22 protein-coding genes are annotated in these 22,254 nt (G+C 63.8%); 15 read left to right on the forward strand and 7 right to left on the reverse strand.

The window, feature by feature from the left end; genetic code table 11:
* Positions 1-104: 104 nt before the first annotated feature.
* From dusB to hflX, 8 genes are all read left to right on the forward strand, one after another.
* Positions 105-1,133 carry a tRNA dihydrouridine synthase DusB gene (gene dusB, locus FJ988_RS06580; RefSeq protein WP_140815942.1) on the forward strand — a complete coding sequence of 343 codons (1,029 nt, stop codon included), beginning with the start codon at positions 105-107 and terminating at the stop codon, positions 1,131-1,133.
* On the forward strand, positions 1,130-2,272 hold the full coding sequence (locus FJ988_RS06585) for a nitrogen regulation protein NR(II) (RefSeq protein WP_140815943.1): 1,143 nt from the start codon (positions 1,130-1,132) through the stop codon (positions 2,270-2,272). Before dusB ends, FJ988_RS06585 begins: the two co-directional genes overlap by 4 nt.
* Complete coding sequence (ntrC, locus tag FJ988_RS06590) at positions 2,269-3,729, forward strand: nitrogen regulation protein NR(I) (protein WP_140815944.1); 1,461 nt, start codon at positions 2,269-2,271, stop codon at positions 3,727-3,729. The genes FJ988_RS06585 and ntrC overlap by 4 nt, the downstream gene beginning before the upstream one ends.
* 217 nt (positions 3,730-3,946) lie before the next feature.
* Positions 3,947-6,241 (forward strand): PAS domain-containing sensor histidine kinase, encoded by a 2,295-nt coding sequence (locus FJ988_RS06595; RefSeq protein WP_140815945.1) that lies wholly within the window; start codon positions 3,947-3,949, stop codon positions 6,239-6,241.
* The gene (locus FJ988_RS06600; protein WP_140815946.1) at positions 6,231-7,592 is read left to right on the forward strand and encodes a sigma-54 dependent transcriptional regulator; all 1,362 of its coding nucleotides are present in this window, start codon (positions 6,231-6,233) and stop codon (positions 7,590-7,592) included. The genes FJ988_RS06595 and FJ988_RS06600 overlap by 11 nt, the downstream gene beginning before the upstream one ends.
* A gap of 141 nt (positions 7,593-7,733) precedes the next feature.
* Positions 7,734-8,594 (forward strand): D-amino-acid transaminase, encoded by an 861-nt coding sequence (locus tag FJ988_RS06605; protein ID WP_140815947.1) that lies wholly within the window; start codon positions 7,734-7,736, stop codon positions 8,592-8,594.
* A 144-nt stretch (positions 8,595-8,738) separates the two neighbouring features.
* A complete protein-coding gene (gene hfq, locus FJ988_RS06610; protein WP_006202172.1) occupies positions 8,739-8,984 on the forward strand; it encodes an RNA chaperone Hfq in 246 nt (81 codons plus the stop codon).
* A gap of 3 nt (positions 8,985-8,987) precedes the next feature.
* Positions 8,988-10,376 carry a GTPase HflX gene (hflX, locus tag FJ988_RS06615; RefSeq protein WP_140815948.1) on the forward strand — a complete coding sequence of 463 codons (1,389 nt, stop codon included), beginning with the start codon at positions 8,988-8,990 and terminating at the stop codon, positions 10,374-10,376.
* Positions 10,377-10,384: 8 nt separating this feature from the next.
* On the opposite strand, the gene mazG is transcribed toward hflX, so the two are convergent.
* Entirely contained in the window at positions 10,385-11,209 is an 825-nt protein-coding gene (gene mazG / locus FJ988_RS06620; RefSeq protein WP_140815949.1) for a nucleoside triphosphate pyrophosphohydrolase, read from the reverse strand.
* A gap of 81 nt (positions 11,210-11,290) precedes the next feature.
* Positions 11,291-12,475, reverse strand: a complete 1,185-nt coding sequence (locus tag FJ988_RS06625; RefSeq protein ID WP_140815950.1) for an amino acid aminotransferase — start codon at positions 12,473-12,475, stop codon at positions 11,291-11,293.
* A gap of 154 nt (positions 12,476-12,629) precedes the next feature.
* On the opposite strand from FJ988_RS06625, the gene FJ988_RS06630 reads away from it, so the two are divergent.
* From FJ988_RS06630 to FJ988_RS06645, 4 genes are all read left to right on the forward strand, one after another.
* The gene (locus FJ988_RS06630) at positions 12,630-13,151 is read left to right on the forward strand and encodes a sigma-70 family RNA polymerase sigma factor (protein ID WP_246688450.1); all 522 of its coding nucleotides are present in this window, start codon (positions 12,630-12,632) and stop codon (positions 13,149-13,151) included.
* Positions 13,148-13,921, forward strand: a complete 774-nt coding sequence (locus FJ988_RS06635; protein ID WP_140815952.1) for an anti-sigma factor — start codon at positions 13,148-13,150, stop codon at positions 13,919-13,921. Before FJ988_RS06630 ends, FJ988_RS06635 begins: the two co-directional genes overlap by 4 nt.
* 34 nt (positions 13,922-13,955) lie before the next feature.
* Positions 13,956-14,672 carry a Bax inhibitor-1/YccA family protein gene (locus tag FJ988_RS06640; protein ID WP_140815953.1) on the forward strand — a complete coding sequence of 239 codons (717 nt, stop codon included), beginning with the start codon at positions 13,956-13,958 and terminating at the stop codon, positions 14,670-14,672.
* A 167-nt stretch (positions 14,673-14,839) separates the two neighbouring features.
* On the forward strand, positions 14,840-15,715 hold the full coding sequence (locus tag FJ988_RS06645) for an aldose 1-epimerase family protein (protein ID WP_140815954.1): 876 nt from the start codon (positions 14,840-14,842) through the stop codon (positions 15,713-15,715).
* Here FJ988_RS06645 and FJ988_RS06650 read toward each other — a convergent pair whose 3' ends face one another.
* Positions 15,716-16,624: an agmatinase gene (locus FJ988_RS06650; protein WP_140815955.1), complete on the reverse strand. Its 909-nt coding sequence runs from the start codon at positions 16,622-16,624 to the stop codon at positions 15,716-15,718.
* 84 nt (positions 16,625-16,708) lie between these two features.
* Entirely contained in the window at positions 16,709-17,035 is a 327-nt protein-coding gene (locus tag FJ988_RS06655; protein WP_210242746.1) for a hypothetical protein, read from the reverse strand.
* 182 nt (positions 17,036-17,217) lie between these two features.
* On the opposite strand from FJ988_RS06655, the gene FJ988_RS06660 reads away from it, so the two are divergent.
* The 3 genes from FJ988_RS06660 (at position 17,218) to FJ988_RS06670 (ending at position 19,076) form a co-directional block, all read left to right on the forward strand.
* Positions 17,218-17,778 carry a lysozyme inhibitor LprI family protein gene (locus tag FJ988_RS06660; RefSeq protein ID WP_140815956.1) on the forward strand — a complete coding sequence of 187 codons (561 nt, stop codon included), beginning with the start codon at positions 17,218-17,220 and terminating at the stop codon, positions 17,776-17,778.
* Between the two features lie 47 nt (positions 17,779-17,825).
* On the forward strand, positions 17,826-18,149 hold the full coding sequence (locus tag FJ988_RS06665; RefSeq protein WP_140815957.1) for a hypothetical protein: 324 nt from the start codon (positions 17,826-17,828) through the stop codon (positions 18,147-18,149).
* A 165-nt stretch (positions 18,150-18,314) separates the two neighbouring features.
* A complete protein-coding gene (locus FJ988_RS06670; protein WP_140815958.1) occupies positions 18,315-19,076 on the forward strand; it encodes a GNAT family N-acetyltransferase in 762 nt (253 codons plus the stop codon).
* A 13-nt stretch (positions 19,077-19,089) separates the two neighbouring features.
* On the opposite strand, the gene FJ988_RS06675 is transcribed toward FJ988_RS06670, so the two are convergent.
* The 3 genes from FJ988_RS06675 to metG are packed head-to-tail and all read right to left on the reverse strand — an operon-like array spanning position 19,090 to position 22,254.
* Entirely contained in the window at positions 19,090-19,908 is an 819-nt protein-coding gene (locus FJ988_RS06675) for an MBL fold metallo-hydrolase (RefSeq protein ID WP_140815959.1), read from the reverse strand.
* A gap of 4 nt (positions 19,909-19,912) precedes the next feature.
* Positions 19,913-20,707, reverse strand: coding sequence for a TatD family hydrolase (locus tag FJ988_RS06680; protein WP_140815960.1), 795 nt, complete (start codon positions 20,705-20,707; stop codon positions 19,913-19,915).
* Positions 20,707-22,254 carry a methionine--tRNA ligase gene (metG, locus tag FJ988_RS06685; protein ID WP_140815961.1) on the reverse strand — a complete coding sequence of 516 codons (1,548 nt, stop codon included), beginning with the start codon at positions 22,252-22,254 and terminating at the stop codon, positions 20,707-20,709. Before metG ends, FJ988_RS06680 begins: the two co-directional genes overlap by 1 nt.

Genomic DNA, 22,254 nt, shown 5'->3' on the forward strand with positions numbered 1-22,254 from the left:
AGCATTTTCCAAAATGCGCCTTAATGTGACGTCATTGCGCGTTGCACAATGCCACACTTCTGGCTAGAGAATGTGCAAAGATCGAACATGCTTGGTTTTTGTGCATGGCTGAAATGAATATATTGGCTTCGCCGCTCGACATCGGCGGCGTGCAGATTCGCAACCGCGTTTTCCTCGCGCCGATGTCCGGCATCACCGACGAGCCGTTCCGGCGCCGCGCCCACGCGCATGGCGCCGGCCTGGTCGTGTCCGAAATGGTGGCGAGCGGCGAACTGGCCAAGGGCAGGGCCGGCTGCGATCTGCGCATCCGCCATTCCGGGCTGCCCGTCCATATGGTCCAACTCGCCGGCCGCGAGGCAGTGCATATGGCCGAAGGCGCGCGGATCGCGGCGGGCGAGGGCGCAGACATCATCGACATCAACATGGGCTGCCCGGCCAAAAAGGTAACCGGCGGCTATGCCGGTTCGGCGCTGATGCGCGACCTCGACCATGCGCTGTCGCTGATCGAAGCGGTGGTGGGCGCCGTTTCGGTGCCGGTGACCGTCAAGATGCGGCTCGGCTGGGACGAGAGCGCGCTCAACGCGCCAATGCTGGCGCGCCGTGCCGAGCAGGCCGGCGTCAAGATGGTGACGATCCACGGCCGCACGCGCTGCCAGTTCTATCAGGGCAAGGCCGACTGGCGGGCGATCGCCCGCGTCAAGCAAGCGGTCTCGATCCCGGTTGTGGCCAATGGCGATGTCGGTTCGCCCGGCGAAGCAGCGACGATCCTCGAACAGTCCGGCGCCGACGCGGTGATGATCGGCCGCGCCCATTACGGAGCACCCTGGATTGCGGGCGGCATTGCCGCAGAGGCTGCTGGTTCAAGCGCACAAGGCATTCCGCGAACGCCGCAAGAGTTAACCGATTACGTCGTTGCCCACTACGAGGACATGCTCTCGCTCTACGGCGTCGAGAGCGGCCTGCGCCAAGCGCGCAAGCATCTCGGCTGGTATCTCGACCGTCATGCTGCACTTGCGACGGCCGATCAGCGCAAGCGCATCCTCACCTCGTTCGATCCGGCCGAGGTCGTCGCCGAATTGCGGCAAACATTCTGCGAGGGCGCTGCAATGCCCGGAATGCGGAGCGCGGCATGAAGGCCGATGTCCCACATACGAACGGTATGGCGGACGCCGCCAGCATCGTGCTCAACACCATCCGCCGTCCGGTCATCATGGTCGATGCCGAGGGCTTCATCACCTTCGCCAATGCTGATGCCGAGGATTTCTTCCGCTCCAGCGCCAACATGCTGGCCCGCAACACGCTTTCCAAGCTGGTGCCGTTCGGCAGCCCGCTGCTGACGCTTGTCGACCAGGTGCGCGAGCGCCGCGCGCCGGTCAATGAGTACCGCGTCGACGTGTCCTCGCCGCGCCTCGGCATCGAGAAGATGGTCGACCTCTATGTCGCGCCGGTGCCGGAATTTCCGGGCTCGGTCGTGGTGATGTTCCAGGAACGGTCGATGGCCGACAAGATCGATCGCCAGATGACGCATCGGGGTGCTGCCCGCTCCGTCACCGGCCTGGCCGCCATGCTGGCGCATGAGATCAAGAACCCGCTCTCCGGGATCAGGGGCGCCGCCCAGCTGCTCGAACTCTCCGCCTCCGACGAGGACCGCGCGCTGACCCGGCTGATCACCGACGAGACCGACCGCATCGTCTCGCTGGTCGACCGCATGGAGGTGTTTTCCGACGAGCGGCCAATCGAGCGTTTCCCGGTCAATATCCATGTCGTGCTCGACCATGTGAAGGCGATCGCCAAGAACGGTTTTGCCAAGCGAATCAAAATCTTGGAGGAATATGATCCATCACTTCCTCCGGTTTTCGCCAACCGCGACCAGCTGATCCAGGTGTTTCTCAACCTGGTCAAGAACGCCGCTGAGGCGATCGGCGCCGACCCGCAGGGCGAGATCGTGCTCTCGACCGCTTTCCGGCCCGGCATCCGCGTTTCGGTGCCGGGAACGCAGGACCGCGTCTCGCTCCCGCTGGAGTTCTGCGTGCATGACAACGGCCCCGGCGTGTCCGAGGACATCCTGCCGATCCTGTTCGATCCGTTCATCACCACCAAGCCGAACGGCTCGGGCCTCGGCCTTGCGCTGGTCGCCAAGATCGTCGGCGAGCATGGCGGCATCATCGAATGCGATTCGACGCCGCGAGGCACCAATTTCCGCGTGCTGATGCCAGCCTGGAAAGACACCGCGCCCAGCGCCGGCAACGAAGCTGAAGGAGACCGCAAATGACCGCCCGCGGCAATATTCTCGTCGCCGACGATGACGCGGCCATCCGCACCGTGCTCAACCAGGCGCTGTCGCGCGTCGGCCACGAGGTGCGCGTCACCTCCAACGCCTCGACGCTGTGGCGCTGGGTGGCGGCGGGCGAGGGCGACCTCGTCATCACCGACGTGGTGATGCCGGACGAGAACGCCTTCGATATGCTGCCGCGCATCAAGAAGGCGCGGCCGGAGCTGCCGGTCATCGTCATGAGCGCGCAGAACACCTTCATGACCGCCATCCGCGCCTCCGAAACTGGCGCTTACGAATATCTGCCGAAACCTTTCGATCTCACCGAGCTGCTCAACATCGTCACCCGCGCGCTGGCCGAGCCGAAGCGGCCGAAGCTCGATGCGCGGCCGGAAGACCAGCCGGAGACGATGCCGCTGGTCGGGCGCTCCGCCGCCATGCAGGACATCTACCGCATGCTGGCGCGCATGATGCAGACCGATCTGACGGTGATGATTTCGGGTGAGTCCGGCACCGGCAAGGAACTGGTGGCGCGCGCACTGCACGAATATGGCCGCCGCCGCGGCGGCCCCTTCGTGGCCATCAACATGGCGGCGATCCCGCGCGACCTCATCGAATCCGAGCTGTTCGGCCATGAGAAGGGCGCCTTCACCGGCGCGCAGAACCGCTCCAGCGGCCGCTTCGAGCAGGCCGAAGGCGGCACGCTGTTCCTCGACGAAATCGGCGACATGCCGATGGAGGCGCAAACCCGCCTGCTGCGCGTGCTGCAGCAGGGCGAATACACGACCGTCGGCGGCCGCACGCCGATCAAGACCGATGTGCGCATCGTCGCCGCCACCAACAAGGATCTGCGCACCCTGATCAACCAGGGCCTGTTCCGTGAGGACCTGTTCTACCGCTTGAACGTTGTGCCCTTGCGGCTGCCGGCGCTGCGCGAGCGCTCCGAGGATATTCCCGATCTGGTGCGGCATTTCTTCAAGCAAGGCGCCAGCGAGGGCCTGCAGACCAAACGCATTGCGGCGGGCGGCATCGAGCTGATGAAGCGCTACCCTTGGCCTGGCAATGTGCGCGAACTGGAAAACCTGGTGCGCCGGCTGGCCGCGCTTTACTCGCAGGACGAGATCTCCTCCGAGGTCATCGAATCCGAGCTGAAGACCGGCGAGCGGCCGGTCGTGCCCGATGGCGGCGCGCTGATCCCCGACGATCTGTCGATAGGCCAGGCCGTCGAGCATTTCCTGCAGCGCTACTTTGCCTCTTTCGCCGGCGAGTTGCCGCCGGCCGGGCTTTATCAGCGCATCCTGGCCGAGGTCGAATATCCGCTGGTGCTGGCTTCCATGACTGCGACGCGCGGCAACCAGATCAAGGCAGCCGAACTTCTAGGTCTCAACCGCAACACTTTGCGCAAGAAAATCCGCGAGCTCGGCGTCAACGTCTATAAATCCGCGCGACAGCCCTGAGCAACTCAGAATAGCTGCGCGTCAGCAAAGAAAAGATCGATATAACAAAGGCTTGTGGCGTTCCGATCAGATTCGTACTGAGCTTGCGCCATTTCTACGCCCTTCGTCCTTTCGGTGAATTGATCGGGGGAAAGATTTTCGTCCCGGCCACACTTGTTGCATAATCGCCACAATGCGTTGCATACATCCGACGCAATGACTGACTCTGTAGCGCGACATGGCAGCTGAGGCTCCGACACTGAACCAACCGCTTTTCAGCCAGGCGACAGGCACGCGCGACGGCCGCCGGCTGTTGGCGCTGCCCGGCGTGGTCGCGATCGTGGGCGCGATGATCACGGCCGCGATTTCGTTCGCCATCCTGGTCGGCGCGACGCCGATCACCCCTAACGCCGACGCGACCCTGGCGCTGATTGCGCTCAATGCCGTGTTCGTGCTGTTCCTGATCGGGTTGATCGCCCGCGAGGTGCGCCGCATCGTTCTGGCCAGGCGCCATGGCAGGGCCGCCTCGCGCTTGCACGTGCGCATCGTTGCCATGTTCGCACTGGTCGCCGCCATTCCGGCGATCATGGTGGCGATCATTGCCTCGATCACGCTCGATATCGGCCTCGACCGCTGGTTCGAGCTCCGCACCAAGGCGATCGTCAACTCGTCGCTGTCGATCGCCGACGCCTATGTCCAGGAAAATGCGCGCAATCTGCAGGGCACGACGCTGTCGATGGCCTATGACCTCGATGCTTCGCGCACGCTTTGGGGGCTTGATCGGGGCGGTTTTCTCGATCTGATGAACAAGGAAGCGGTTGGCCGCGGCCTGGCGCATGCGGCCCTGGTCGGGGCCGACGGCAAGTTCGTCATGAACGCCCAGACCGATGCAGACTTCAAGATGCCCGACCCGCCGGAGGGCGCGGTCGGTGAGGCCGCCGACGGCAAACCGGTGCTGATCGAGCCGAAAACGCGCAACATCATGGGCGCGATCATCAAGTTGCGCGAGATCGAAGGGCTTTATCTCTACACCATCCGCCTGGTCGATCCCGACGTGATCAAGGCGCGCCAGATCGTCAGGGCCAACACCGACGAATACCGCAACCTCGAGGACAATCGACGCACGTCGCAAGTAGCCTTCGCGCTGCCCTACCTGTCGCTGACGCTGGTCATCACGCTATCAGCGATCTGGACCGGCATTGCGGTGGCCGACCGGATCGTGCGGCCGATCCGCCAGTTGATCGGCGCCGCCGACGAGGTGGCCACCGGCAATCTCGATGTCGCCGTTCCGGTGCGCCAGTCCGATGGCGACGTCGCCTCGCTCGGTGAGACCTTCAACAACATGATCCTCGAGCTCAAATCGCAGCGCAACGAACTGCTCTCGGCCAAGGATCTGATCGACGAGCGCCGCCGTTTCTCCGAGGCGGTGCTGGCCGGCGTCACCGCCGGCGTCATCGGCGTCGACCCCTATGGCATCATCACCATCGTCAACCGTTCGGCCGAAACCATGCTGGCGATCTCCGCAAATGCGACGCTCGGCCAGAACCTTTCGGCGGTCCTACCGCTTGTCGGCCGCGTCTTCGAGATCGGCCGCAAGTCCGGCAAGCCGGTCTATCGCGAGCAGGTGACCTTCTTCCGTACCGGTCTGGAGCGGACCTTCAATGTCCAGGTCACAGTCGAGTCCGACGACGACGACGAGGAGGAGAAATCCTATGTCGTCACCGTCGACGACATCACCGATCTCGTCCAGGCCCAGCGTTCGTCGGCCTGGGCCGATGTCGCGCGGCGCATCGCACATGAGATCAAGAACCCGCTGACGCCGATCCAGCTCTCGGCCGAACGCATCCGGCGCCGTTACGGCAAGGTCATCACCGAGGACCGCGAGGTCTTCGACCAGTGCACCGACACCATCATCCGCCAGGTCGAGGATATCGGCCGCATGGTCGATGAATTCTCGGCCTTCGCGAGGATGCCGAAGCCCGAGATGAAAGCGATCGATCTGCGTGAATCGCTGCGCGAAGCCTCGTTCTTGGTCGAAGTCAGCCGCTCCGACATCGCCTTCCAGCGCGATTTCGGCAGCGAGCCGCTCAAAGGCACCTTCGACAGTCGCCTGATGGCGCAGGCTTTCGGTAACGTCATCAAGAATGCCGCCGAGGCAATCGACGGACTTGATGCGAAAGACCGCTCGCACGGCACAATCCGGATTCAGGCCGGGCGCCAAGATGGCGCCATACGAATCGACGTTATCGACAATGGCAAGGGTCTGCCGCGCGAGAATCGCCAAAGGCTGCTCGAGCCCTATATGACGACGCGCGAGAAGGGCACGGGGCTCGGTCTCGCTATCGTCAAGAAGATCGTGGAGGACCATGGCGGCCGTCTTGAACTGCATGACGCACCGCCGGATTTCCACGATGGCCGCGGCGCGATGATCTCGATCATCCTGCCATCGGCAAGTGTCGTCGCCGCGCCGCCACGCGGTGAAGATCAAAGCGAAAACGAACGAGAAACTGAAAAGGTCGGTAATGGCGTCTGACATTCTCATCGTCGATGACGAGGAAGACATCCGCGAGCTCGTCGCCGGTATCCTGAGCGACGAAGGTCACGAAACCCGCACGGCACATGATGCCGACAGCGCATTGGCGGCGATCGCCGATCGTGCGCCGCGGCTGATTTTCCTCGATATCTGGCTGCAGGGCTCGCGCCTCGACGGCCTGGCACTGCTCGACGAGATCAAGACGATGCATCCCACAATGCCCGTGGTGATGATCTCCGGCCATGGCAACATCGAAACGGCGGTCTCTGCGATCCGCCGCGGCGCCTATGACTTCATCGAAAAACCGTTCAAGGCCGACCGCCTGATCCTGGTCGCCGAACGCGCGCTCGAGACCTCCAAGCTGCGGCGCGAGGTCTCCGACCTCAAGCAGCGCAGCGGCGAGACCTTCGACCTGATCGGCATGTCGTCGGCAATGAGCCAGCTCAGGCAGACCATCGAGCGCGTCGCGCCGACCAACAGCCGCGTCATGATCGTCGGACCGTCCGGCTCCGGAAAGGAACTGACGGCGCGCGCCATCCACACGCTGTCGTCGCGCAAGACCGGCCCCTTCGTCACGCTGAGCGCCGCCACCATCACGCCCGAGCGCATGGAGATCGAGCTGTTCGGCACCGAATCGAACGGCACCGAGCGCAAGGTCGGCGCGCTGGAAGAGGCGCATCGCGGCATCCTCTACATCGACGAAGTGGCCGACATGCCGCGCGAGACGCAAAACAAGATCCTGCGCGTGCTGGTCGAGCAGCAGTTCGAGCGGGTCGGCGGCACCAAGCGCGTCAAGGTCGATGTCCGCATCATCTCGTCCACCTCGCAGAACCTCGAAGCGATGATCGCCGACGGCCGCTTCCGCGAGGACCTCTATCATCGCCTGGCGGTGGTCCCAGTCATGGTGCCGGGGCTGGCCGAGAGGCGCGAGGACATTCCTTATCTAGTCGACAATTTCATGAAGCAGATCGCGCGCCAGGCCGGCATCAAGCCGCGCCGCATCGGCGACGATGCCTTGGCCGTGCTGCAGGCGCACAACTGGCCGGGCAACGTCCGCCAGCTGCGCAACAATGTCGAGCGCCTGATGATCCTGGCCCGCGGCGAGGAAGCCGACGCCCCGATCACTGCCGATCTTCTGCCGTCCGAGATCGGCGACGTCATGCCGCGCACGCCCAACCAGTCGGACCAGCACATCATGGCGCTGCCGCTGCGCGAGGCGCGCGAGCAATTCGAGAAGGACTATCTGATCGCCCAGATCAACCGCTTCGGCGGCAACATCTCGAAGACGGCTGAATTCATCGGCATGGAGCGCTCGGCATTGCACCGCAAGCTGAAGTCGCTGGGGGTTTAAGCAATTCCAGGAAAAGAGCGCAGCGGTTTTCCGTCCGGAATTGCGTGAAACTCGTAAGCCGGCCGCGGGTCCTCGTGATTGTCCGTTACGGCAGAGGCGGAATCGCCTAAGAAAGTCGGACATCTTTTCCCTGAGGGTGCCATGCCGCGCATTGCCTATGTCAACGGGCGCTACATCGTCCACGCCCAAGCCGCCGTCCATATCGAGGACCGCGGCTACCAGTTCGCCGACGGCGTCTACGAGGTCTGCGAGGTGGCGCGCGGCCATATCGTCGACATGCCGCGCCATCTGGCTCGGCTGAAGCGCTCGCTGAAGGAACTGTCGATCGCCTGGCCGGTCTCGGAGGGCGTCCTGCCCATGCTGCTGCGCGAAGTGGTGCGCCGCAACCATGTGGTCAACGGGCTCGTCTATGTCCAGGTGACGCGTGGCGTCGCCAGCCGCGACTTTGTCTTCCCGGCGAACACGAATTCCTCGCTCGTCATAACGGCGCGAAAGGCCGATCCGGCGGCCGCCGCGAAACGCGCGGAAACCGGCATCAAGGTCATCACCGTGCCGGAGAATCGCTGGGATCGCGTCGACATCAAGAGCACCGGCCTGTTGCCCAACGTGCTCGCCAAGCAGAAGGCCAAGGAGGCCGGCGCCCAGGAAGCCTGGTTCGTCGACGCCGACGGCACAGTCAAGGAAGGCGGCTCGTCCAACGCCTGGATCGTCACCCGCGACGGCGTGCTGGTGACGCGGCCGGCCGAGCACGGTATCCTGCGCGGCATCACCCGCACGACGTTGTTCGATGTCGCGGCAAAGCTCGGTTTGAAGATCGAAGAACGCGGTTTTTCGGTCGCCGAAGCCAAGGCCGCCAGGGAGGCGTTCATCAGTTCAGCGACCACGATCGCCATGCCGGTAGTTGAAATCGACGGCGCACCGGTGGCAAACGGCCATCCCGGTTCCATGACACTTTCATTGCGCCAGGCCTTTTTTGACATTGCGGAAAAAAGTCCGGCCTGATAACCGCACAACTGGAATGAAACCTCAACTATCTCGTTCTGCTTGCCGTTGTGACGGCAAGAGGGGGTTTGCGCGCTTGACAGTCGCCGCGTAATTTGGCGCATTGGCCCGCAGACCGAAGGGGATCGGCGAAAGACAAGAAAAATGGCGGAACGATCGCAAAACCTTCAGGACCTGTTCCTGAATTCAGTTCGCAAGAGCAAAAACCCACTCACCATCTTCCTCATCAATGGCGTGAAGCTGACCGGTGTGGTCACTTCGTTCGACAATTTTTGTGTGTTGTTGCGGCGCGACGGCCACTCGCAGCTCGTCTATAAGCACGCCATTTCCACGATCATGCCGAGCCAGCCGGTTCAGATGTTCGATGGCGAGGAAAGCCAGGGCGCCTGATTATTGGCACGTGAGAAAGACGCGGACCGCAGCGTTCGCGGAAAACAGGGACATCAGCTCGGGCCGGAAGCCAAGGATCCGACCCGGGCGGTCGTCATTGTGCCGGTGCTCACGCGCCAGCCGCGCGGCGACGACGATTCGAGCCGTCCGCGGCTGAGCCGTTCGGCGGATGCCCGCCACGACGAAGCGGTCGGACTTGCCAGCGCCATCGACCTCAATCCGGTCCACACCGCGGTGGTGACCGTCGCCGATCCGCGCCCGGCGACGCTGCTCGGCAGCGGCAAGGTGGCCGAATTCGCCGACATCGTGAAAGAGCACAAGGCGGAGTTGGTCATCGTCGACCATCCGCTGACGCCGGTGCAGCAGCGCAATCTCGAAAAAGAGCTGAACGCCAAGGTGCTCGACCGCACCGGGCTGATCCTCGAGATCTTCGGCGAGCGCGCGCGCACCAAGGAAGGCACGCTGCAGGTCGAGCTGGCGCATCTCAACTACCAGAAGGGCCGCCTGGTCCGCAGCTGGACCCACCTCGAGCGGCAGCGCGGCGGCGCCGGATTCCTCGGCGGTCCCGGCGAAACCCAGATTGAGTCGGACCGCCGCATCCTGCAGGACAAGATCACCAAGCTGAAGCACGAGCTGGAAACGGTGCGCCGCACGCGCGACCTGCACCGCGCCAAGCGCAAGAAGGTGCCGTTCCCGGTTGTGGCGATCGTCGGCTACACGAATGCCGGCAAGTCGACGCTGTTCAACCGGCTGACCGGGGCAGGGGTGCTGGCCGAGGATATGCTGTTCGCCACGCTCGATCCGACGTTGCGCCGCGTGCGCCTGCCGCACGGCACGCCGATCATCCTGTCGGATACGGTCGGCTTCATCTCCGATTTGCCGACTCACCTTGTCGCCGCCTTCCGCGCGACGCTTGAAGAGGTCGTCGAGGCCGACCTAGTGCTGCATCTGCGCGACATCTCCGACCCGGACACCGCGGCGCAGGCCGAGGACGTCGAGCGCATCCTCGGCGATCTCGGCGTCGACGCCGCCGACACCAATCGCGTGATCGAGGTCTGGAACAAGATCGACCTCCTGGATGACGGCAATCGGGAGCGCCTGCTTGCCGAAGGCAGCAACGGCAAGGCGCCGCCGATCGCCATCTCGGCGGTGACGGGCGAGGGCATCGACACGCTGAAAGCGCTGATCGAGACGCGCGTGTCGGGCGAACTCGAGACCATGACGGTGACGCTGGCGCCAGCCCAGCTCGGTCAGGTGGACTGGCTCTATCGCAACGGCGACGTCGTTTCGCGCACCGACAATGAGGATGGCAGCGTGACGCTGTCTTTGACAGCGACGCACAGCGCCAGGCAGGAAATCGAGAGCCGCCTGCATCGCAGGAACGGCGGCTAATCAGCTGATTATTTTGCGCTTTTAGCCTCTTGCCAGAGCGCTTCCATCTCGTCCAGCGTCGCCTTCTCCAGCGAGCCTCCCGAATTGTCCAGCGCCTGCTCGACATAGTGGAAGCGCGAGCGGAACTTGTCGTTGGTGCCGCTGAGCGCAGCCTCGGAATCGAGTTTGAGGTGGCGGCCGAGATTGACCACGGCAAACAGCATGTCCCCGAATTCGTCCTTGATCTGTGCCGTCTCGCCGCTGGCCAGCGCCTCGCGCAATTCGCCGATCTCTTCCTCGATTTTGTCGAGGATGGGCGCGGCCTCGCTCCAATCGAAACCGACGCGCGCGGCTTTCTCCTGCAGCTTCAGCGCCCGGGTCAGCGCCGGCAGCGCGACCGGCACGCTGTCGAGATAGCCTTTGCCGTGATCCTCTGGATCGAGACCACGGGCGATGCGGGCATCGCGCTTCTCGGCCTTTTCCGCCGCCTTGATCTTCTCCCACATGCCCTTGGCCATGCCGGCGCTGCGCGCCTCTTCGTCGCCGAAGACATGCGGGTGGCGGCGGATCATCTTGGTGGTAATGGCTTCCACGACATCGCCGAAGGCAAATTCGCCAATCTCTTCAGCCATCTGCGCGTGGTAGACGACCTGCAACAAGAGATCGCCGAGCTCCTCGCGCAGGTCGCCGAGATCGCCGCGCGCAATCGCATCCGCCACTTCATAGGCTTCCTCGATCGTGTAAGGCGCGATGGTCGAGAAATTCTGCTCGATATCCCACGGACAGCCCGTTTTCTGCGCGCGCAACGCGGCCATGATCTCGATCAGCCGGGAAATGTCTTTCGAGGGTTTCATGGCTTGAAGCCTAGCGCGCGGCCCGCAAGCCGGCCATCTCGGCAGCCCGCAAGCGCGATTTGTCCACAGTTGTCGCGGGCTTCAGTCGAGCACCGAGACGATCGCCTTGGCGAGTTCGTCCATGCCGTCCTCCGGCAGGCCGGCGACGTTGATGCGGCTGTCGCCGACCATATAGACGGCATGCTCGGCGCGCAGGTGCTCGACCTGCGCTTCCGTCAGCCCGAGGCGCGAGAACATGCCGCGATGGCTGGCGACGAAATCGAAGCGGTCGGAATTGGACTGCCGGCGAAGCGCTTCGGCGAAGGCGACGCGAAGGCGAAGCATGCGCAGCCGCATCTCCTCAAGTTCGGTCTCCCAATCCTTCTTCAGCTCGGTGTCTTCCAGCACCATGCGCACCGCCGCCGCGCCATGATCCGGCGGCATCGAATAGAGCGCGCGCGCAGCGGCCAGCATCTGGCCCAGGGCCAAGTCCGCCTGCGCGCCGTCCTTGGCCAGGATCATCGCGGCACCCACGCGGTCGCGATAGACGGCGAAATTCTTCGAGCAGCTCGAGGCGACCACCATTTCCGGCATTTTTTCGGCCAGCAGCCGCAGGCCGGCGGCGTCGGCGTCAAGACCTTCGCCAAAGCCCTGATAGGCGATATCGACGAAAGGCAGCAGGCCGCGCTCGAGGAGCACGTCGGCGACCTTGGCCCATTGCGCGGCGTCGAGATTGGCGCCGGTCGGGTTGTGGCAGCAGCCATGCAGCAGCACGACATCGCCCGGGGCCGCGCTCTTCAGGGCGGCCAGCATGTCGTCGAAGCGCACAGCGCCCGAGGCGGCGTCGAAATAAGGATAGTCGCGAACCTGCAAGCCGGCGGCGCGCATCACCGGCGGATGGTTCGGCCAGGTCGGATCGGACAGCCAGACAGTAGCGCCGGCGCGCGTGCGCTGGAGCAATTCGGCCACCAGCCGCAGCGCGCCCGAGCCGCCCGGCGCCTGCGCGGCGCGGATGCGCGACAGGTCTGCCTTGTCGCCGAAGGCAAGCTTGATCATGGCGGCGTTGAAGCCGGTATCACCGGCAAGGCCGAGATAGGTCTTGGTGTCCTGGCTGGCGAGCAGCCGCTTTTCGGCCTCGCGCACGGCGCGCATCACCGGCGTCCGGCCGTCGATATCCTTATAGACGCCGACCCCGAGGTCCACTTTTCCAGCCCGCGGATCGGCGCGGTAGAGCCCGATCAGGGCAAGGATCTTGTCGGCGGGCGCGGGCTGCAGGGTTTCGAACATCGAAAAGCACTCCAATGGCGGCGGAGTGATACTGAAATCGATGTCGGCACGCCAGCGGTTTCCTCTGCCCCAGGGATAACCAAGGCGGCATAAAAAATGTCGGGCTCGGGATTAAAATCCCCACATGCTCCGTAAACAGGGCATGAAACGGTCGATGGCACGCTTCGATATTGTCGGGCAGTTGGGATCGCTGCGGCGTTACGCGCGCTCGCTGACGCGCGACGGCGCCGAGGCCGAGGATCTCGTGCATGACGCGCTGGTGCGCGCCTATGAGCGGCGCGCCACCTTCCGAGCCGGCGGCAATCTGCGCGCGTGGCTGTTCTCGATCGCGCATAACTTGTTCATCGACCGCATGCGTTCGCGCCGGTCGGAAGCGGCGCGTGTCGAGCAGGCGGGCCATCTGACCGAGGCCAGCATGCCTGCGCCGCAGGACCATTCGGTGCGGTTGGCGGAGGTCAGGCAGGCTTTCCTGGCGTTGCCGGACGAGCAGCGCTCGGCGCTGCATCTCGTCGCCGTCGAAGGGCTTTCCTATCAGCAGGCAGCCGATGTCATCGGCGTGCCGCTGGGAACCCTGATGTCGCGCATCGGCCGCGCGCGCGCCGCATTGCGCGAGATGGAGGAGGGCGCTCCGGCGAAGACCAGGCCCAACCTCAGGATTGTTGGAGACGAGCGATGAACGAGTTTGTCGATCCCGTCACGGATGCCGATCTCGACGCCTATGTCGACGACCAGCTTGACGTTGCCCGCCGCATCGAGGTCGAGGCGCACCTGGCGGCGCGGCCGGAGTCCGCCGCACGCGTCATGTCGGACCTCAGGACGCGCGACGAGTTGCGCGTTGCGCTCGCCGGACCGGCCGGCGTGGCGCGTCCGGCAACGACGGAAGCGGCGCGCCGGCTGGAGAGAGGGCTCGCCAGGGGCCGCATCTTTTCGGTATTGCAGCGGGCCGCGGCCGCCGCCGTGCTGGTTGCCGCCGGCTGGCTGGCCAACGGCATGTTCGGGCCGCTCCTGGTGACCAAGGTGGTCGCCTCGACACAGCCTCCCGCCTATGTCGAGGAGGCGGTGAGGGCGCACAGGACGACGCTGGTGCGCGAGACCATGTCCTCGCAGACGGAGGCCCCAGGCTACAATGCCGACGAAATCCGCGCCGCCACCGCGATCGTCATGCCGTCGCTGCCCGATGGCTGGAAGATCCGTGACGTCCAGGTCTACCCCTCGCAATTCGGCCCGAGCGTCGAGATGGCGCTCGAGACGAAGGATCTCGGCCTGGTATCGCTGTTTGCCATCCGTCCGGGCACTTTCGATGTGGTCAAGCCCACGGTCGCGCCGGCTGCCGATATCTCGTCGGCCTATTTCCAGATCGGCGAGGTCGCCTACGCGGTCGTCGGCCAAAGCGGTGCCGGCGATCTCGACCGAGCCGCCGAGAAGCTCGCCAAAACGCTTTACTGAGAAACCCCGCTTTTCAAGAAACAAGGAGAACCTGATGAACAACCCCAATCTGGGAAATCGAATGGGCACCGGCGTCCAGGCCGGAGCCGTCTATGACGAGGGCCTGCGCAAGCACATGCTGCGCGTCTACAACTATATGGGCCTCGGTCTCGTCGTCACCGGCCTCGTCGCCTTCTTCGTCGCCTCGACGCCGGCGCTCTATGTGCCGATCTTCTCCAGCCCGCTGAAATGGGTGGTGATGCTGGCGCCGCTCGCCTTCGTCATGATCTTCTCGTTCAAGATGCAGACGATGTCGGCGGCAAGCGCGCAGGCGATGTTCTGGGCCTTCTGCGCCGTCATGGGCCTGTCTCTGGCCTCGGTGTTCCTGGTCTTCACCGGCACCAGCATCGCGCGCACCTTCTTCATCGCCGCGACGATGTTCGGCGCCACCAGCCTCTATGGCTACACGACCAGGCGCGACCTGACGCAGTTCTCGTCCTTCCTGATCATGGGCCTGATCGGCGTGGTGATCGCCAGCCTCGTCAACATCTTCCTCGGCTCGACCGCGCTGCAATTCGCCATCTCGGTGATCGGCCTCGCCGTCTTCATCGGCCTGACCGCTTGGGACACGCAGACCATCAAGGAGCAGTATGCCGAGAATTTCGATGCGGAATCGCAGCAGAAGCTCGCCGTCTTCGGCGCCTTCTCGCTCTATCTGAACTTCATCAACATCTTCCAGCTGCTGCTGAATTTCACCGGCGAACGTGAATAGCCAGAACCGTCTAGGCAACGTTTCTGACCTGGCCGGAGGGAAACCTCCGGCTCTTTTTTTTGCCCTGGCGGCGCGGTCGCGGCGCCGGGCCGGCGCGACCTGCCGCCCTTGAGTTCCCGCGCGGCCTTTTGCTAGCCTGTGCCCATGTCGGCAAGACGCGAGGACATATGGAACAGGTGACGCTTCACGCTGACGGCATCTCGGCGACCATTGTCGAGCAGGGAGCCGAGCTTGTCTCCCTGCGCGATGCCGACGGAACGGAGTTCCTGTGGCAGGCCGGCCCAGAGTGGCGCCGTCATTCTCCGGTGCTGTTCCCGATCGTCGGCCGCCTGAAGAACGACCAATTGATCCATCGCGGGCAAAGCTACCCGATGACGCAGCATGGGTTTGCCCGCGACCGGCGCTTTGCCTGGGCGGAGCAGGGGGGTTCCTCCTGCACGCTGGTGCTGACCGACGATGCCGAGACGCGCGCGCACTACCCCTTCGCCTTTCGCCTGGCGATCGGCTACCGCCTGAGCGAGCGGCAGATCGAGGTCACCTACGAAATCGCCAACCCAGGCGACGAGACATTGCCAGCCTCGATCGGCGCTCATCCGGCGTTCAACTGGCCGCTGCAAGCGGATCTGCCCAAGGAGGCCTACCGGCTGATCTTTGCCGAGAACGAGCCTGCGCCGATCCGCCGCCTGAAGGACGGCTTGCTGTTGCCGACGCCGCAGCCGACGCCCATCGAGGGCAAGACGCTAGCGCTCTCCGAACGGCTGTTCGTCGACGACGCTGTCATCCTCGACCGGCCGATCAGCACCAGTGTGCGCTACGCCGCGAGCCAAGGGCCGGCGATCGAAGTATCCTGGCAAGGATTGAACGAGCTTGGCATCTGGTCGAAGCCCGGCGGCGCGCCGTTCCTGTGCATCGAGCCATGGCATGGCACGGCCAGCCCGATCGATTTCGAGGGCGAGTTCGCCGACAAGCCGGGCGTGATACTGATCGAACCCGGCGGCAAACGCGTGCTGAGCTATCGGATCGGACTAAGTCAGGAACCCTAGTCAGTCGCCCTGTCGCACGATGGCGCCAATCGCATTGACCAGAAGCCGCGCGGCGGTCAGGGCCGACAGCCCGTCAAGATCGGAGGGCGGATAGAGCTCGACGAGGTCGAATCCGGCGATCCTGGCGCGCCGGCCGAGACCAGCGATCAGGTCGATCGTCTGCGTGTAGCTGAGGCCGCCGGGCGTACGCGCCGCCACGCCCGGCATGATGCCTGGATCGAGGCCGTCGCAGTCGAGGGTCACGACGACCCGGGCGCCCTCCGGAATATGCTTCAGAGCCGCTTCCACGCCCCGGGCATGGACTTCGCGCGCGGTCACAAATCTGCTGCCGTAGGTCCGCGCCGCTTCGATCTCGGCGACACGCGCGCTGCCGACGCTGCGCAAGCCGACCTGCACCATGCCGGCGACATGGCCCATCTCGCTCGCGCGCCGCATCGGGCTCGAATAGCCGTGGCGTTCGCCATGCACCTCGTCGCGCCAGTCGATATGGGCGTCGATCTGCAGGATCCAGACCGGGCCGCGATCGGCAAAGCCGGCGAGGAAAGGGATGACGACGGAATCGTCGCCGCCGATCAAGATCGGCACCGCCGGCAGCGCCAGAACCTCACGTGTCTTAGCCTCGATCCGGGCCTGGTTGCCGGCATTGTCATGCATGATGGTCGAGACATCGCCCGCGTCGATGCAGCAGGTTGGCTTACCGTCGAACAGCGGCCCGCCGAGATCGAAATCCCAATGCTCGACGAGCGGCGCATCCTCCTGGCTTGCAGCGCGGATCGCGCCGGCGGCCAAGGCGTGGCCGCTGCTGTCCTGGCCGGGATAGGTGGTGCCGTGACCGGCGCCGAAAATCGCCGCGCGGGGTGCGCGGTCATCGGTGAGGCGATCGGGCAGGCCGAGGAAAGAAGGCGTCATTTGTTAACCCATGACGGCATCCACGTTCTCGATAGCTTTCGAGCTGTCGGTCGCGCAGGTGTCCAATTGCTGACCCAGGGTTTTTCAGGCGTCGCCGACTATCATGCGGTTCAAACCCGTCAAGACGGTCAAGAGACTATCCTGATTGCACCAATATTCGCCGATCTCTCCGTAAGTCGTGTATCTCGACAGATTGAAACCATCTTCTATATCGTTGTACCAAATAACATTTCTGCCGATGAGGCCCACAATCCAAAAGCCTCCGCCTTGGGTCCCATACGGCTCTTGCTTCCATTTTTCCGGGAGGATCGAAATGTGTTCCCATAGGCGCCGCTCAGCGGCGCTTATGTCGATTGTCGCTTCGTTGATCATATCCCAGATCGTCTCTTCCGAGATAGGCAACCAATCCATTCTAACCTCTGTCAGACAAGCACATCTGCACGCGATATGCGCTTTTCATGGAATGGTTGGCAATGACCGCCTCACCACCTGCTGAACTGGCCGATCCGGAACGGCCGACGGGAGCAGGGTAGTTACTTCAGCCTTGAGTTTTGCGACAATCGACGTCTCGGGCAACAAAATGGGTGACAGCGATGAAGAGCGTTCTCCATCTGGCAGTTTGCGGATTGCTTCTGGGTGCCTTGTCGCCGGCGACGGCCGAAGAAAAAGTGCGTGCGTCTGACAAGGCGGAACTTGCCGAATGCCTGAAATATGTCAGCGATTTTGCCGGCAACGTTCCCGGAGTGAACGACAAGCCGACGCCGGCTATCCACATCGACAATGTTATCAAACTCACAGGACACGAGCCTGCCTCCTGCATCAACTACGTGACCGAGCTGTGCTCCTTCGAGAGCGACGACGGCCAGTCGCAGCTGGGATTGATCGATTGCGCCAACCGCGAGGTCAGTGTGTGGGAGGACCGTCTCAACACGACCTATGCGGCGCTGATGGCCAAGGCCGCGCCCAAGGCGCGCGAAGGCTACCGCAAGATGCAGCGCGCTTGGATCGCCTACCGCGACGCGCGCTGCGCGGCGGAAGCCTCCGCCGAAACCGTCAACACCGATCGTCAAAGCAACATCATGGTCAGTTGCGTGCTCGACGCGACGGCCCGCCAGGCGCTGATCCTCGATAGCGAGTTGTCGGATCTGCAGTGATCCGGCTACGAAGAGCTGTAGAAGGCCATCTCGCGTCCGGAGGTATGATGCCAAAGTTCTCGTGCCGGGCAGGGCTCATTTTGGGCCTGTGTACGACCCCTTTCGCGCTGCTGCTGGCGCTCTTTTCCGCCGGATCAGGGCATGGCGACTGGGTGTTGGCGCGCGTGCTCTATCCAATCCCCATGCTGGTGACGCTTTTGACCAACAACACCGTCACGAGTCTTTCCGTGGGGTTGGCTGTGGTGCAGTTTCCTGCCTATGGGGTATTCGTTGCCCTAGGCGGCCGCGGCAGATGGCTGGCGCTTGGCGTCGTCCATGCCATTGCAGTCCTGGCTGCCTTCAGTGGGGTTCTCGACTATTTTGAGGGATAGTAGCCGCGATACGCCGGCCGCGTGACGCCATGTTCGCATCCACATCTAAGTCGCATAAGATATATTATGGAACTTTCTCTATGGTCATCAGCTGGCTGGTTTTCATGGGCTTTCGGCAATCGATGCGTGTTGCCTCAGGCTGATGGCCGACGCTACCCTCAACGGATGACAACGACATCGCAAAATATCGAAGCGGCCATCGAGGTGTTCGTGCGTGGCTATAGCGCCGGCAGAAGCCGCACTTTTCCTTACGAGGCGAGCCGCGTCGGGCCGCTGTGGTTGATGCGCGATGCAGAGCGCAAGAACGCGCGCGACTATCGCGGCGAAGAATGGATCGTCCATGATGTTGCCGCTGATGAAGCCGATGCGATCGTGCGGCGGTATGCGCGGCCACGCTTCGCCGTTTCCGTGGTGATTGCGAATGACGAACCGGATCGGCCGGTGCGCAGCGCCTACAAGGCTCTCGGCTACCGGCTGCTGCGGACGGAAGGCTTTTTCGTCCACCCGCTGCGCCGGGTTCCAGACCCGTCGGCGGTCGTTTCGATCGAGCGTGTGAGGACCGCCGAACGGGCGGCGCAACTGGCAAAGATCATACGCAGGCAACCGATCGCCGACGATCTGCTCGGCGACGGCGCGCCGTTCCGCCAGTACGTGGCGCTCGATGGCGACGCTATTGTCGGGCGGGTGCGCAGCGTGGATGCCGCCGGCGCCACTTGGTGCGAGGCGATGTTCGTCGAACCATCGCACCGGCGCCGCGGCATTGGCCAGGCTCTGTTGGCCAAAATGCTGCGCGATGATCGTGCTCATGGCTCGCGCTGCTCCGTTCTGATGGCCACGCATGCCGGAGCCATGCTCTATCCCCGCATGGGCTATGAGCAGATAGGAACGCTGCTGATCTTTGCACCGAAAAAACAGACTTCTTTATGAATGTCTGTCTGTATCATGCTGATTCATAAGGGATTTCGATCACCATGCCGTCATAAGCCGGCATCACGTGCTCCGGCGTCTCGGCCATCACCGCGGCGTAGTCCAGCGGCACATGCATATGCGTCAGCACGGCTTTCGCCGGCTTGAGCTTCTCGATCCAGCCCAGCGCCTGGCCCAGCGATAGATGGCTCGGATGCGTGTTGTACTGCAGCGCGTCGATGACCAGCATGTCGAGGCCGCGCAGCCGCTCGGCGGTCGCCGCGGGGAAGTCGCTGATATCGGGGCAATAGGCCAGCCCGCCAGCGCGGAAGCCGAGTGAGACGATGTCGCCATGGATCTGCGGCAGCGGCTCGAGGGTGAGGGCACCGCCCTCGCCTTCGATCACCACCGGCTTGGCGTGATCGATAGGATGGGCCTTGACGATCGGCGGATAGGAACTGCCGGGCGGCGTCTCGAAGCAATAGCCGAACGCTTCGCGCAAACGCAGCATCGTCGGCTCGTCCGCATAAATGTCGATCCTGCGGCGCTGGTCGTGCACATAGCCGCGCAGATCGTCGATACCGTGGATGTGGTCGGCGTGCGGATGGGTGTAGACGACGGCGTCGATGCGCTTGACCGAGGCCATCAGCATCTGCTCGCGGAAATCCGGCCCGGTGTCGATTACGACCGTGGTACGGGCGCCGTTGTCCGCAATGCGCTCGACGAGGGCCGCTGTGCGCATGCGGCGGTTCTTGGGGTTCCCCGGATCGCAATTGCCCCAGTCGCCGGTTATGCGCGGCGTGCCGGGCGACGAGCCGCAGCCGAGAATGGTAAGGCGCAGCCTGCCGTTCATCCGCTCAGGCCGCTGCCACGGCGGGACGCGGCATCTTGGTGAACAGCCGGAACACGTTCTCGGTCGTGATCGCGGCGATCTCGGCGTCGCTGACGCCGATGGTCTCGGCCAGCACCTTGGCCGTGTTGGCGACATAGGCCGGCTCGTTGCGCTTCCCGCGGTGCGGCGCCGGCGCGAGGTAAGGCGCGTCGGTCTCGACCAGCAGCCTCTCGCGCGGCACGTCGGCCGCGATCGCCCTCAACTCGGCGGAATTCTTGAAGGTCAGGATGCCTGAGAAGGAGACGTAACCGCCCAACGCCACGCCGATCTCGGCCAGCCGGCGCCCGGACGAAAAACAGTGCAAAATGAAAGGGAAGGCGCCCTTCCCTGTCTCCTCTTCGAGGATGGCGGCCATGTCCTCGTCGGCGTCGCGCGAATGGATGACCAGCGGCAGGCCGGTCCGGCGCGCGGCCGCGATATGCGTGCGAAAGCCTTGCGCCTGCGCATCGCGCGGCGACTTGTCATAGTAATAGTCGAGGCCGGCCTCGCCGATCGCCACGACCTTGGGATGCTCGGCGAGCCGCACCAACTCGTCGGCGGTGACGTCGAGTTCTTCGGCGGCATTGTGCGGATGGGTGCCGACCGAACAATAGACTTCGTCGAAAGTTTCAGCGATTTCAATGATTTGTTGAAAGCGCTTCACGCGCGTCGAGATCGTCACCATGCGGCCGATCCCGGCCGCCAGGGCGCGGGCGACGATAGCCGCCCGCTCCTCGGCAAAGTCCGGAAAGTCGAGATGGCAATGGCTGTCGACCAGCATCAGCTGTTGCCATCCTGCTCGACATAGCGCGGAAACACGCCCTCCGGCGCCGGCAAGGCTGTGCCGGGCGTCAGCGCGTGGTCGGCATGCACATGCTCGAAAGCGCGCTTGTCCGCCGGCACCGCCAACAGGTCGAGCAGCTTGGCGGCCGACCCCGGAATGTAGGGCTGGCACAGCAGCGTTACGCGCCGGACCAATTCGGCCGTCGTCCACAGCACCGTCTCCATGCGCTCCGGATTGGTTTTCCTGAGCGCCCAGGGCTCCTGCGAGGCGAAATAGCGGTCGGCCTCGGCCACGACGCCGAAGATCGCCGCCAGCGCCTGATGGATGCCCTGCTCCGCCATCGCCCGGCGCGCCACGGCCAAGGCTTCGACCGCCTGGTCGAGGATCGCCGTGTCGGCCTCGGTCAGTTCGCCGCGCTTGGGCACCGCGCCGCCGCAGTTCTTGGCGATCATCGACAGCGAGCGCTGCGCCAAGTTGCCGAGACCATTGGCGAGATCGGCATTGGTGCGGTTGACGATCGCCTCATGGCTATAGCTGCCGTCTTGGCCGAACGGCACCTCGCGCAGGAAGAAGTAGCGCACACGGTCGAGGCCGTAATGTTCGACCATGGTGAACGGATCGACGACGTTGCCGACCGATTTCGACATCTTCTCGCCGCGGTTGAACAGGAAGCCGTGGGCAAACACGCGCTTGGGCAATTCGATCCCGGCCGACATCAGGAAGGCCGGCCAGTACACCGCGTGGAAACGGACGATGTCCTTGCCGATGATATGGGTCGCCGGCCAGTAGCGCCACTGCTCGGCCTTGGTGTCGGGATAGCCGGCGGCGGTGATGTAGTTGGTCAACGCGTCGACCCAGACATACATCACATGCTTGTCGTCGCCAGGCACCGGCACGCCCCATTTGAAGGTAGTGCGCGAGATCGAGATATCCTTGAGGCCGGACTTGACGAAGCTCATCACCTCATTGCGGCGTTCCGCCGGGCCGACGAAGTCCGGCTGGCTTTCATAGAGCGCCAGCAATCTGTCCTGATAAGCGGACAGCCGGAAGAAGTAGCTTTCCTCCTCGTTCCATTCGACCGGCGAGCCAAGCGGCTCGCGGCGCACGCCGTCCTCACCCAGCGTCGTTTCGCTCTCTTCGAAATAGGCCTCCTGCCGCACCGAGTACCAGCCGCTGTAGCGGTCGAGATAGATGTCGCCATTGGCGGCCATCGCCTTCCAGATCGCCTGGCACGATGCGTAGTGGCGCGGCTCGGTGGTGCGGATGAAGTCGTCATTCGAGGCGCCGAGCGTCTCGGCCATCGAGCGGAAGATCGCCGAATTGCGGTCGGCAAGCGCCAACGGCGTGATGCCTTCCTTCTCGGCCGTCTGCTGCATCTTGAGGCCGTGTTCGTCCGTTCCCGTGAGGAAGAACACGTCCTTGCCGTCGAGGCGCTGGAAACGGGCCAGCGCGTCGCTGGCGATGACCGTATAGGCATGGCCGATATGCGGCTTGCCGTTCGGATAGAAAATCGGCGTCGTCAGATAGAATTTTTCGCGTAACAT

Source organism: Mesorhizobium sp. CU3 (genome assembly GCF_006442965.1).
Classification (GTDB): Bacteria; Pseudomonadota; Alphaproteobacteria; order Rhizobiales; family Rhizobiaceae; genus Mesorhizobium.